The organism is Methylobacterium sp. Leaf85 (assembly GCF_001422125.1).
Lineage (GTDB): Bacteria > Pseudomonadota > Alphaproteobacteria > Rhizobiales > Beijerinckiaceae > Methylobacterium > Methylobacterium bullatum.
The window spans coordinates 1-12,896 of record NZ_LMME01000032.1; the positions used below are offsets into that span (position 1 = coordinate 1).

At 63.9% G+C, this 12,896-nt stretch carries 9 protein-coding genes and 2 pseudogenes; 4 read left to right on the plus strand and 7 right to left on the minus strand.

The window, feature by feature from the left end; genetic code table 11:
* Window positions 1-127 (minus strand): annotated as a pseudogene (locus tag ASF08_RS24940) (IS256 family transposase); the annotation flags it as partial.
* A gap of 425 nt (window positions 128-552) precedes the next feature.
* A partial coding sequence (locus tag ASF08_RS17815) for an Asd/ArgC dimerization domain-containing protein (RefSeq protein WP_274534501.1) occupies window positions 553-828 on the minus strand: 276 nt, incomplete at its 5' end.
* A 696-nt stretch (window positions 829-1,524) separates the two neighbouring features.
* On the opposite strand from ASF08_RS17815, the gene ASF08_RS26050 reads away from it, so the two are divergent.
* Both ASF08_RS26050 and ASF08_RS25910 read left to right on the plus strand, forming a co-directional pair.
* Window positions 1,525-2,808, plus strand: coding sequence for a methyl-accepting chemotaxis protein (locus ASF08_RS26050; RefSeq protein WP_274534502.1), 1,284 nt, complete (start codon window positions 1,525-1,527; stop codon window positions 2,806-2,808).
* A gap of 432 nt (window positions 2,809-3,240) precedes the next feature.
* Window positions 3,241-3,353: pseudogene (locus tag ASF08_RS25910) on the plus strand (IS630 family transposase); the annotation flags it as partial.
* A gap of 195 nt (window positions 3,354-3,548) precedes the next feature.
* On the opposite strand, the gene ASF08_RS17835 reads toward ASF08_RS25910, so the two are convergent.
* On the minus strand, window positions 3,549-4,580 hold the full coding sequence (locus ASF08_RS17835; RefSeq protein ID WP_018044930.1) for an aspartate-semialdehyde dehydrogenase: 1,032 nt from the start codon (window positions 4,578-4,580) through the stop codon (window positions 3,549-3,551).
* Between the two features lie 470 nt (window positions 4,581-5,050).
* On the opposite strand from ASF08_RS17835, the gene ASF08_RS17840 reads away from it, so the two are divergent.
* Both ASF08_RS17840 and ASF08_RS17845 read left to right on the plus strand, forming a co-directional pair.
* The gene (locus ASF08_RS17840) at window positions 5,051-5,944 is read left to right on the plus strand and encodes a hypothetical protein (RefSeq protein WP_056147977.1); all 894 of its coding nucleotides are present in this window, start codon (window positions 5,051-5,053) and stop codon (window positions 5,942-5,944) included.
* Between the two features lie 101 nt (window positions 5,945-6,045).
* Window positions 6,046-6,450: a hypothetical protein gene (locus ASF08_RS17845; protein ID WP_018044928.1), complete on the plus strand. Its 405-nt coding sequence runs from the start codon at window positions 6,046-6,048 to the stop codon at window positions 6,448-6,450.
* Between the two features lie 89 nt (window positions 6,451-6,539).
* On the opposite strand, the gene leuB is transcribed toward ASF08_RS17845, so the two are convergent.
* The 4 genes from leuB to ASF08_RS17865 all read right to left on the minus strand — a co-directional run bounded on the left by leuB (window position 6,540) and on the right by ASF08_RS17865 (window position 12,891).
* Complete coding sequence (gene leuB / locus ASF08_RS17850) at window positions 6,540-7,649, minus strand: 3-isopropylmalate dehydrogenase (protein ID WP_056147980.1); 1,110 nt, start codon at window positions 7,647-7,649, stop codon at window positions 6,540-6,542.
* Window positions 7,650-8,070: 421 nt separating this feature from the next.
* Window positions 8,071-9,705 carry a methyl-accepting chemotaxis protein gene (locus ASF08_RS17855; protein ID WP_082473266.1) on the minus strand — a complete coding sequence of 545 codons (1,635 nt, stop codon included), beginning with the start codon at window positions 9,703-9,705 and terminating at the stop codon, window positions 8,071-8,073.
* A 344-nt stretch (window positions 9,706-10,049) separates the two neighbouring features.
* Window positions 10,050-11,534: a SulP family inorganic anion transporter gene (locus tag ASF08_RS17860; protein ID WP_018044925.1), complete on the minus strand. Its 1,485-nt coding sequence runs from the start codon at window positions 11,532-11,534 to the stop codon at window positions 10,050-10,052.
* A gap of 397 nt (window positions 11,535-11,931) precedes the next feature.
* Entirely contained in the window at window positions 11,932-12,891 is a 960-nt protein-coding gene (locus ASF08_RS17865) for a polyprenyl synthetase family protein (RefSeq protein WP_056147986.1), read from the minus strand.
* Window positions 12,892-12,896 lie beyond the last annotated feature (5 nt).

Genomic DNA, 12,896 nt, shown 5'->3' on the forward strand with positions numbered 1-12,896 from the left:
CCCCGGTCAGGCCGCCCACCTCCAGTTCCATCAAGCGCTCGGCCGCAAAGCCGATCATCTCGCGTAGCAAATCCGCGTCGGCGCTCTTCTCCATCAGCCTGCGCAGGGTCATGATCTCGTCGGTCATCGGGGGGCTCTCGGGTTCGGGGTTGGAAGTCGCAACCCGACCCTACCCGGCAACCGCCGATGACCACCCTGAAGCTACACCACTGCCTGGGACACGACCGGTTTCGGTTTCATTCCCGCGTTTGGAAGTGCCCCGCATCGCGATCACCCATGGTCGTGATTTGTTCTATTTATGGCTATCCTAAAATAGGAAAACTTTCAGTTGAAATGCATCTCCTCCTGCTTCGCAAGGGGATTGGCCATAAAAAACGCCGCCCCGTGAACGGGACGGCGTCGATGAAAATGGCCGGTCGATGGGTTCCGGTCCGAGGACCGGAAGTGGAGTGATCAGGCCGCAGCCCGCTCCTTAAGCAGCTTCCGGTTGATCAGCATCTCGGCGATCTGCACCGNCGATGGGTTCCGGTCCGAGGACCGGAAGTGGAGTGATCAGGCCGCAGCCCGCTCCTTAAGCAGCTTCCGGTTGATCAGCATCTCGGCGATCTGCACCGTGTTCAGGGCCGCGCCCTTACGCAGGTTGTCGGCGACGCACCAGAACGAGAGGCCGTTATCGACCGTGGAATCCGCGCGGATGCGCGAGACATAGGTCGCATCCTCGCCGGCCGCCTCGTGCGGGGTCATGTAGCCGCCGGGCTCGCGCTTATCGACGACCAGGATGCCCGGCGCCGAGCGCAGGAGGGCGGTGGCCTCCTCGGGCGAGATCGGNCTCGTGCGGGGTCATGTAGCCGCCGGGCTCGCGCTTATCGACGACCAGGATGCCCGGCGCCGAGCGCAGGAGGGCGGTGGCCTCCTCGGGCGAGATCGGTTGCTCGAAGCGGTAAAGACCGAATGGGTCTACTGGAACAGCTCGTTCATGGCCTCCGTGCCAGCGCGGGAGACCGAATGATAGGTTGCCACCAGCACGCGGGTTTATCTCTGCCACGTCATGCAGGGGGCTCCGAATCCGTGGTCACCTCGGATGGCGTCGAGGGCTTGGTTTCGCGACAAGATCCGCCCGCCCGGTACACTCGCGCATTTCACATGAAGGGTGGCCGACGTATTGGCGCTGCCTTGTTCTGAGTCATCGGAGGAGGTGACCCACTGGACCGGAAGCGAATTGGCCAGACATGTCGGGATCTTTCTGCGCCCCGCGCAACGGATATGGGAGGCGCACCGTCAAGCGCATCGTCGACCTGCAGGACAATATCAAACGCTACATCGCCGAGCACAAGAGCCGCGTCCGCCCATCGTCTGGACCAAGCCGGTTGAAGCCATCGATCGACTTCCTGACGCATCCGTCTGAGTCAGCGCCCAAGCACTGCCCAGGTAGCGTATCATAAAGAGCAAGAAATAATGGAATATTCACTATTATAGTTTATAAAACTCATCTATATAAAATACTTTGCTGCAGGGCGGTTGACGATGAAGATTTTCCCTAGACGTTCTAATAAAGTTACTTCGCGGGTGCTTTCGCACGATCTGTGTGCAAAATTTCTCGACTGCATGTCTCATGCAATTTACGTCGTTGATCGAGATTCCCCGGTTTTCAATGTTGTCTACGCGAACAACAAATTCATGACGACCATGCGCGCCAATTCTATAGGAGAACTTACAAACATTTCAGTAATGGCATATCATACATTTGAACAGGGAAATGGACTCACGATAAACGATGTGGCCGGCCCTTTCGTGGAAAGTATCAACCGGGATGGGCACGCTAAAGCAACAATGAGATTTTTACGTTACGACAAAACGGAATTCATGGTCGACATTTATTGTGAGTCTGTGAGTGTCGATGGAAAAAGCTACGGAATCACATTCGTAGAGGACGCAAAATATATTGAAATACAAAATCAAAAGAGAATATATATGAATGGATTGACGGAAGATTTTGAGCAAACAGTTGGAAAAGTTTCTGGATCGGTCAACTCTTTTTCTGGTGACCTCCAAGAATCTGCGAAAATCATGACCAGAACAGCTATGGAAACCGCTGAGTTATCGTCCGTTATGCTTTCGGCGGCCGAGCATGCGGCTGCAAATGTCAGCATGGTTGCGGTCGCAGCCGAAGAGCTCGGCAGTTCCGTCCATGAAATTGCCCGCCAGGTTCAGGGCTCCGCGGGACTGGCTCAAGCCGCCGTGGGCGAAGCCAACCGCACCGTGGCCTTCGTCGGGGCGTTGCGCCAGACCTCGTCCCGGATCGGTGACATGGTCGGGATGATTTCCAGCATCGCCGGCCAGACCAATCTGCTTGCCCTCAATGCCACGATCGAGGCGGCGCGTGCCGGTGATGCAGGCCGCGGCTTCGCGGTCGTCGCCGCCGAAGTGAAGGAACTGGCGAGACAGACGGCGGACGCGACGAAGGAGATCGCTGCGCAGATCGGCGAAATTCAAAGCGTGACAGATCAGGCCGTGTCGGCCATCGACTCCATTACGGACCGAATCCGCGAGATCAGTGACGTGGCCACCAGCATCGCTGCGGCCGTCGACCAACAGGGAACCGCAACCCAGGAGATCGTGCGCAACGTAGCGCAAGCCTCGGCCGGCACCGCCGAAGTGACGGGCAACCTTGCCGGAGTCGCTCATGCCTCGAAGGATACCGGGGCCGCCGCGCAACAGGTTCTCCTCGTCTCGGATCAGTTGTCCTCCCAGTCCGAACACCTCTCGGAGGAGATTCGCCGCTTCTTGAGCACATTACGAGCCGCCTGATCGGCGAGCCCCACTGCAGGCTTCCGCGTGAATCAAAGGTCATCTAGGAGAGCGAGGTCGACATTTCCGCGAAGGTGATCTGCGAAACCTTGTAAGCTTTCCACCTCGCTGACGACCCGGCCCAGGCCAAAACCTTCTCGCCAGCCGGGCTATCGAGATCCTGCGGGCGAGCTTGAGGCTTGCCCCTACCTTTTCGCGATTTACGATGTGACCGCGGGCCGCCACCACCGAAGGCCACTAAGGGCGCCCCTCCGAATGGCGCCGCGCCGGATGTCGAGCGTTGGTTTGGCATGGCCAAACCACTCCTCCCCGATGATCTTTGGGATGACATCGCTCCGCCGGGCGATGATCCCCCTGTCAGCCTGATCCTCCCGGTCCAAGCCGGTTATCGTGGTGGCTTCAGCGAGCTACACCACGTCGAGGGACCCGACCGACGCGAAGAGCGATGTCACTCGGAGGGAGATGCGCGCCCGTCTACGGGACGAGCATGATCCCACGGTCGGAATCTCGACACGCTGTGGAGTTTCCTCGCCGCGCAGGGCCTATGCTAAAAAAACGCCGCCCCGTGAACGGGACGGCGTCAATGAAAATGGCCGGACGATGGGTTCCGGTCCGAGGACCGGAAGTGGAGTGATCAGGCCGCAGCCCGCTCCTTAAGCAGCTTCCGGTTGATCAGCATCTCGGCGATCTGCACCGTGGCCGGTCGATGGGTTCCGGTCCGAGGACCGGAAGTGGAGTGATCAGGCCGCAGCCCGCTCCTTAAGCAGCTTCCGGTTGATCAGCATCTCGGCGATCTGCACCGTGTTCAGGGCCGCGCCCTTACGCAGGTTGTCGGCGACGCACCAGAACGAGAGGCCGTTATCGACTGTGGAATCCGCGCGGATGCGCGAGACATAGGTCGCATCCTCGCCGGCCGCCTCGTGCGGGGTCATGTAGCCGCCGGGCTCGCGCTTATCGACGACCAGGATGCCCGGCGCCGAGCGCAGGAGGGCGGTGGCCTCCTCGGGCGAGATCGGGTGCTCGAACTCGACGTTCACCGCTTCGGCATGGCCGATGAACACCGGCACGCGCACGCAGGTCGCCGTCAGCTTGATCTTGGGATCGAGCATCTTCTTGGTCTCGGCTACCATCTTCCACTCTTCCTTGGTGGAGCCGTCGTCGAGGAACACGTCGATCTGCGGGATGACGTTGAAGGCGATGCGCTTGGGGAACTTCTCCATGGTCATCTGACCGGCGGTGAAGACCGAACGGGTCTGCTGGAACAGCTCGTCCATGGCCTCCTTGCCGGCGCCGGAGACCGACTGATAGGTCGCCACCACCACGCGGGTGATCTTGGCCACGTCGTGCAGGGGCTTCAGCGCGACGACGAGCTGCGCCGTGGAGCAGTTCGGGTTGGCGATGATGTTCATCTTCGAGAAGCCGGTGATCGCCTCCGGATTCACTTCCGGCACGATCAGCGGCACGTCGGGATGGTAGCGGAAGGCCGACGAGTTATCGATGACGACGCAACCGGTCTGGCCGATACGCGGCGACCATTCCTTCGACGTCTCGCCGCCGGCGGACATCAGGCAGATGTCGGTGTCGGAGAAATCGTAGGTGTCGAGCGCCTTCACCTTCAGGATCTTGTCACCGAAGGAGACTTCCTGCCCGGCGCTGCGGCGCGAGGCGATAGCCACGACCTCGTCGGCGGGGAATGCCCGCTCCGACAGAATGTCCAGCATCTCGCGTCCGACATTGCCCGTGGCACCGACGACGGCGACCTTGTAACCCATCTCTCCAACTCCGCTTCGTGATGCCCTGGCTCGCCGCCGTGGCCTGGCTCTTCGCCTCGGCTCCGCCGACAGGATTTCCGGGCACGTATCCGTGTACCGTTGCCAGTGGGGCTCGCAGAGGTTCCCGGTCTCGACCGGACCGACCGGCTGCGAAAACGCGCCGTACCGCAGACATGCCGGCACGCCCCGTCTCGTCCGGCCCGTCAAGGAAACCGGATATCCCGTAAGCGGCGGAGCAAGACGCTTCGTCTTCGTGGCTGTCAAGGGTTGCGCTGCACGCGAGACTTTCGCGGCGTCACAAACGGATCACGACGGCAGGCGCGCCGAGCCTTCGGCAAGGATTGATTCACCGCGAATTCCGAAACCTCGAACCGGACACACGGCGGGAAACCCGATCTGCGCACCCTCGACGGCATGGTCGCCACCCGAGCGGCGCGAGCCGCGAGAAATGCCGCCGGTTTCAGGGTTACATGCATCGCATCGCTGTTCAGGACGAGATCCAGGAATTGCCGGCTAGGCGCGCCCGCCGCCCGCTGGTGCGGTTCGCCGTGCCCTGTCTTACGGTCCTGATCTGCTTTGCCGCCGTCGGACGATTCGTCGGCGGTGAGCCGACGCCCCGCGATCCGAAAGCGGGCTTGGCCGGGGCGGTGGACGCGAACCATCCGGCATATGGTGCGTCCACCGCCGCGAACGTACGTCAGGCCCTTCCCATGGCCGCGTCGGCGCCGCGATACCGGCTCGACGACCCCGATGCCCTCGACCCGGCGAAGATCGAGCCCGCGCGCATCAACCCGGTCACGGGACAGCGGGAGGACAGTCTCTCTCAGGGGCGCTTCGACGCCAGCGAGGCGCCCTATCTCAGACTGACCATCGGCGAGGGCCCGAATCCTCCGGTCAGCCTGTTCGTCACCATCGCCCGGCGTGCCGCCGAGGGGCAGGGCCTCGCCGTGGTGCGAACCGGCGAGCGCGGCTCGATCGTGACCAAGTTCGGTCCGTTCGAGACCCTGGAAGCCACGTTGAGCGGTCCGGTGACGCGGGTCTGCACCGGCTTCTCCAATGCGGGGCAAAACGGGCCCGTGCCGGTCGCTCCGCGCATCGACGGTTGGCTCTGTGCGCCCTTGAGCCAGCCTCCCGAGCCGCGCGCAATCGTCTGCGCCCTGGACAAGATCGTTCTGAATGGCCAAGCTTTCCCGGACCTCGAAGCGGCGTATCGCGTGTTCGAGGCGAGGCGGGTGGACGGGTGCGCACCGCCGGTCGCAGCCGCACCCAATCGAGAGGCCGCCGGGGAAACCGGTTCGATCTCGAAGCTCCGAATTCGACATAATGAGGCGAAACTGCGGCGTACCGAACAAGCGCGGCCTTAAGCCGGGAACAACGGCGCCGCTGGCACGTCTACTCACCATGAATGGCCGAGTTTCTTAAGGAAATCAGGTCTATCCTCACACAGGTTCAACGAAGGTCCGTCATGCGCACTGCCACGATTGCCCTGATGGGCGCGCTCACCCTCACCGCCGTCGCCGCGAACACCGCCGCCGAGGCGCAGGGTCGCTACGCCCCCGGTATCCGCGTCAGCCAGCCGCTGCCGATCCGCATCCGTCCGCGCAGCTGGCTCGATGCCGGAAACGTCGTCGAGGCGAATAACGGTTCGATCAGCAACCCGGCGACCAACCCGCACTTCATCACGGCGAGCTACCTGAACTCGCCGCCCTACGGCCGCAACGATCGCTTCGGCGGTGCGATCCTGCCCGATCCGATCACCAACGGCCCGTTCGTCGGCGCCCGGTCGAGCGCGATCCACAATATCGACTTCTCCGGCGTCGATGCGATCGACCCGACATCCTACGTCTCGCGCAACGGCAGCCCCTACTAAGGGCAGTTGTCGGACGATGGACCGAAAATGGCGCCGACCAGGTTGGGTCGGCGCCTTTTTCATGTCCAGACGAGACCGCGGTTCGCGCTTCAGCGCACCCGCGACTTGAGAGCCGCCACGACTGCCTCTCCCATCCCAGCGGTCCCCAGCGGCGTGGCACCCTCTCCGGCGATGTCTTTGGTGCGGGCACCCGCCGCGAGGGCATCGGTGATTGCGCCGTCGAGAAGGTCCGCCGCCTCCCCGAGGCCGAACGAGTAGCGGAGCGCCATGGCGAGCGAGCCGATCATGGCCAGCGGGTTGGCAAGATCCTGGCCCGCAATATCGGGCGCCGAGCCATGGACCGGCTCGTAGAGCGCCTTGCGGCTTCCCTTCGAATCCACTGCTCCAAGCGAAGCGGAGGGTAGCATGCCGAGGGATCCCGTGAGCATGGCCGCCACGTCCGACAGCACGTCGCCGAACAGGTTGTCGGTGACGAGGACGTCGAACTGCTTGGGGCGGCGCACCAGCTGCATGGCGCAATTGTCGGCGAGGACGTGCTCCAGCTCGACATCGCTGTAATGCTCGGCATGGACCTTGGTGACGACCTCCTTCCACAGGACGCCGGACTTCATCACGTTGTGCTTCTCGGCTGAGGCCACGCGTCCCGAGCGCTTGCGCGCCAGATCGAAGGCCACATGGGCGATCCGCTCGATCTCGCCTGTGGTGTAGACCTGGGTATCCACGGCGCGCTTGGTGCCGTCGGGCAGGGTGGTGATCTCCTTCGGCTCGCCGAAATAGACGCCGCCCGTGAGCTCGCGCACGATCATGATGTCGAGGCCCTCCACCAGCTCGCGCTTGAGGGCCGAGGCGTCGGCGAGTGCGGGGTAGCAGATCGCCGGGCGCAGGTTGGCGAACAGGCCGAGATCCTTGCGCAGACGCAGGAGCCCCGCCTCGGGGCGGATGTCGTAGGCGACACCGGACCATTTCGGGCCGCCCACTGCCCCGAGCAGGATCGCATCGGCCGCGTCCGCCCGTGCCAGGGCCGCATCTGTGAGCGGAACGCCGTGGGCGTCGATGGACGACCCGCCGACGAGGTCGGTCTCGGTCTCGAAACTTGCGAGGCCGGTCTCCGCCAGCGCCCCGATCACAGTCGTCACCTGGGCCATGACTTCCGGGCCGATGCCGTCGCCAGGGAGGAGGAGGAGCTTGTAGGCGGTCATGGGAGCACTCGCGGCCAGGGGTGATGCGTCGGGCGGCTGTAGCGAGGGGCTCGGGCGCTTGGCAAGTGTTCGCGGTAGGGACCGGCAATGCCCGCGAGGTCGTCCGCGGCGTGAGCACCTTGCTCGGTCTCACGCCCGACGAGGCAATCGCTTCAGGTCTTTTGGGGCTCCATCTCTCGAGGGGATGGAGCTGTGGGCTGCCGGGATCATCAGAATGGGCACGGCTCGCACGACACTGCGATTTGCTCGGTCGCGGCCAGAATCGGCTGTTCGCGCCAGACGACGGGCGACGGGATCGCGAGATCCAACCGAAGCCGGTGGGCCAGCCGGGACGACGATCACCGCCCCGGCACCTGCTTGCATCCTCGACCGGGTGGCCGGCCGAAAGACATCGATGCGGCCTCTCACCCGTGCGGGTGGATCAGGCTGCTCTCACGGTGGTGAGGAAGCGTGCCACTTCGGCGTTGAGATGCTCGGATTGGCGAGATAGTTCGGAGGCCGAGGACAGCACCTGGGTCGCCGCCGCACCCGTATCCTCGGCCGCGCCGGCCACACCGGCGATGTTGCGGGTCACCTCGCCGGTGCCCGTCGCCGCCTGGGAGACGTTGCGCACGATCTCCTGCGTCGCCGCTCCCTGTTCCTCCACAGCGGCGGCAATGGCGGTGGCCACGACATCGATCTCGCGGATACGGTTCGTGATGCCGGCGATCGCCGCTACCGCTTGACCTGTCGCCTCTTGAATCTGTGCGATCTGGCTGGAAATCTCCTCGGTGGCTCGCGCTGTCTGGCTCGCCAGTTCCTTGACCTCGGTGGCGACCACCGCGAAGCCGCGTCCCGCCTCGCCCGCACGGGCGGCCTCGATGGTCGCGTTGAGGGCCAGCAAGTTGGTCTGCCCGGCGATGTTGGCGATCAAACCGACGACCTGGCCGACATGGGTCGCCGCTTGTGACAAAGTATGAACGAAGGCGGCGGTCTGGTCCGCTTCGGCGACCGCTCTCTGGGCCAGCGTGGCCGACCCGGTGACTTGACGGCCGATCTCCTGGACGGAAACGCCCAGTTCTTCGGCGGCGGCTGCCACCGTTCCGACATTCGTCGCTGCTTCCTCCGCGGCGGCTGCCACGGTGGTGGACTGGCTCGCGGTCTCCGCGGCAGTGGCGGTCATGGTCTGGGCGGTGGTCTGAAGCTCCGTGGACGACGATGACAGCATGCCGATGATGCCGCCCACCGCGCCTTCGAAGGTATCGGCGAGTTCGACCATCGTCCGGCGGCGCTCGGTCGCCGCGGCCTCGTCCGCGACGCGTCGGATCTCGGCCTGCTCGGCCGCCTTCTGCGCAACCATGGCCTTGATGCCTTCCACGGCCTTGCCGATCATGCCGATCTCGTCGCGGCGGCGGGTTTCGGCGATTTCGGCGTCGACCTCTCCCCGGGCCATGCGCTGCAGCACATCGGTCAGTCTGCGGAGCGGTCGTGTGATGCCGAAGATGACGACGAAGAGCGCGGCGAGCACGCCCGTGGCCACGCCCGCGGTGGACAGGATCATGGTGAAACGGCGGGTCGTCGTGGTCTGAACGGTCAGATCGTTGGAGCCCTTCTGGATCATCGCGTCGATGTCCTCCACCAACTGCCGACACGCGGTGAACAGCTTCTGCTGCACCGGATCGACTTTCGTATGGGCCACAGCCAGCGCCGCCTCGCCCATGTCCTTGTCGGCGAGTCCGCGCATTTCCTCGATGCTCCGGATGAACTCACCGAGGAGCGCCGCTACTATGTCGGTCTGAGCTTTGAACGTTGGTGCCGTTTCCCGAATGTTTTCGATCAACTGTGCCGCATTGGAGGGAAGCCCCTCAAAGGTGGCGCTGACACGCTTTCTGTCGCCAAGGTTGGGCTCCGCGAGGATGCGAAATGCAATATAGCTCATCTGAAAAACGGTACGATTGAGCCGGGCGCCCGCAGTCGCTCCCTTTGCATTTTTGTCGAGATAGACAGTATAAGAATCGTCGATGGCCGTCATCTGTGATGTTGCGTACCAGATGCAACCTCCGATGATTGTCGCCATCAATGAAATCACAAGCATAAGCTTATTAAATATTTTTAAGTTCGCCAACATGGCCGATGCTCTTCCGATGTGCCCGACTTCGTACTTATCATCCGATAATTAAATTTCTGTTTTTTTAATATAGAGCGTGAAGCGGCGCGGCGTTACAGCGATTGTCCACCACAGGTGGGACATGGACGGAACATCGGGGAGTCGAACGGACCTGCCCCATACCGGACCGAGGCGTTCACGGCATGTCGGAGCTGAGGCTCCCGGCCGCGTTCCCGGGGCTGCGGCACCGGGGACGGCTCAGTGCGGTCCTGCAAATCAGTCGGTGGTTCTCCGGTTCGACCGGATCGTGACGCTCAATGTCCCGAGCCGGCGAGCGCGGCACCCGGCTTCTGATGCGTGCCGACCTGGTCCACGAGCATTGCCGTCGCTTCGTTCATTCCGGAGATCTCGACCGGAACGCCGTGATGGCGAAATTTCAGCACCACTCGGTCCAATGCGTTGATGCTGGTGATGTCCCAGAAATGCGATGCAGCAAGATCGATGATGACGGAATCCAGGTCGTCCTCGCGGAAATCGAAGGCGGAGTGAAAGGCCTCGGCCGTGGCGAAAAAGATCTGCCCGCTCACCCGGTAGGTCCGCACCCGGCTCCCCTCGTCCCGCACCGAAGACACGCGGAAGAACCGGGTCACCTTGTGGGCGAAGAACAGGCCCGAGAGGATGACGCCGAACAGGACGCCCTTGGCGAGGTCGTGGGTGGTGACGACGACGGCCACCGTGCCCAGCATGACAGCGCTCGAACTCTTCGGATGGGTCAGCAGCGTGCGGACGGAGTTCCACTGGAAGGTATTGATCGACACCATGATCATCACTGCCACCAGGGCCGCCATGGGAATTCGTGCCACGTAGGGACCGAGCACGACGATGAGGAACAACAGGAACGCGCCGGCCCACAGCGTCGAGAGGCGGCCCCGCCCACCGGACGAGACGTTGATGACCGATTGCCCGATCATGGCGCAGCCGGCCATGCCGCCGAACAGGCCGGAGGTGACGTTGGCGAGGCCCTGGCCGGCGCATTCGCGATTCTTGTCGGAGGTCGTGTCGGTCATCTCGTCGAGGATGGCCGCCGTCATCATGCTCTCCAGCAGGCCGACCATTGCCAGGGTGAGCGCATAGGGCAGGATGATCCGCAGGGTTTCCAGGGTGAACGGGACCTGGGGCAGGGCGAAGACGGGCAATTCGCTCGGCAGGGCGCCCATATCGCCCACGGTCCGGATGTCGAACCCGAACCAGACCGAGATTCCGGTGAGGACGAGGATCGTGATCAGCGGGGAGGGGACCGCCTTCGTCAGGTAGGGCAGGCCGTAGATCATCGCGAGGCCGATGGCGGTCATCGCGTAGACGACCGGCCCTCGCCCGATGAGCTCCGGCATCTGCGCGAGGAAGATCAGGATCGCCAGGGCGTTGACGAAGCCGGTGACCACCGAGCGCGAGACGAATCGCATCAGATTGCCGAGGCGCATCAGGCTCGCCGCGAGCTGCAGGAGGCCGGTGAGGATGGTCGCGGCGAACAGGTAGCCGAGCCCGTGTTCCTTCACGAGGGTCACCATGACCAGGGACATGGCGCCGGTGGCCGCCGAGATCATGGCCGGGCGTCCGCCGGCGAAAGCCGAGATCACCGCGATGCAGAACGATGCGTAGAGACCGACCTTGGGGTCCACGCCCGCGATGATCGAGAAGGCGATGGCCTCGGGGATCAGCGCGAGGGCGACCACCGTTCCGGCCAGGAGTTCACGCGTGACGTCGGGAGCCCACTCGCTCCGGAGGTGCTGACGGTTCATGGATAAAGCTTTCGAGGGTCCCCGTGCGCGAAGCGTCGGCAGGGACAGGCATCTGGAGGCCCGGGCGCTTCAGCGCTCACCGGGCATGGACGGAACACGATATGCTCAGCCTCCGCCTACGGCGGAGTCAGGCCAAGAAAATCGATGAACCGCTTGAGATGCATGGACGCCTGATAGCATGGACCCGCCGCGATGCAACATCGCGGCGGGTCAGGGCACGGCTTACATTCGCGCCGCTGCCGGTCCCGCACGACGCCCAGGGTATCACGCCGTCATTCCGAGCGCGGCTACGCAGACCCCGAATGACGAGGGATGTCTTGGAGCCGGCCCAACCCCTCACACCAAGGAGATCCCGCGACCCGGAGTTTCGAGGCCCGCGGGCGTGGCGAAATTATTTTTAGACCTTACGCGCCACCGTGAACCGCGCCGCTTCCCGCAGAGTCTGGGCCTTGTCGCCCCAGCCGGAGACAGCCTCCTCGCAGATGCCGACGAGGCGGTCGCATTCGGCGCGGGCTCCGTCGATGCCGAGCCGGTCGACGAGGGTCGCCTTGCCGGCATCCTTGTCCTTGCCGGTGGCCTTACCCATGGCTTCCGGCGAGGCCTCGCGGTCGAGGATGTCGTCGGCGATCTGGAAGGCCTGGCCGAGGGCGAGCCCGTAGCGCCACAGGGCGGCGCGCTGGTCGGGTGTCGCTCCGCCCACGAGGGCTCCCGCATCCACCGAAAAGGCGAGAATGGCGCCGGTCTTCATCGCCTGGAGTTGGAGCGTGTCCTCGACGTCCAGGGAGACGGCGCCGAAGCGTCCTTCCGCGCCCAGATCGAGGATCTGCCCACCGACCATGCCGCCGAGGCCCGAGGCCTTGGCGAGGCCCAGTACGAGGTCCGCGCGGATCGACGGGTCCGGCTGCCATGCGGAATCGGCCAGGATTTCGAAGGCGAGGGTCTGGAGGGCATCGCCGACGAGGATGGCGGTGGCTTCGTCATAGGCCTTATGGACGGTGGGCTTGCCGCGCCGCATGTCGTCGTCGTCCATGGCCGGCATGTCGTCGTGGACGAGGGAGTAGCAATGGACGAGCTCGATGGCCGAACCGGCGGCCAGCGCCCCGGCCTCGGAGCCGCCCAGCATCCGGGCGGTCTCCACCGCCAGGAACGGGCGCAGACGCTTGCCGCCGCCGAGAACGGCGTGGCGCATGGCCTCCATCAGGCGAACGGGCCGCGTGATCTCGCCCGCCTGCGTCTCGGGACCGAGTCGTTCGGCCAGAAACGCCTCGACGGCGTCGGCCACGCTCGAAAGCTTGTGGGAAAACGCCTGGGAAGCGTCCGCCTTGACCGAAGCGTGGGATGCTTTTGGTGAGGTCATCGTAA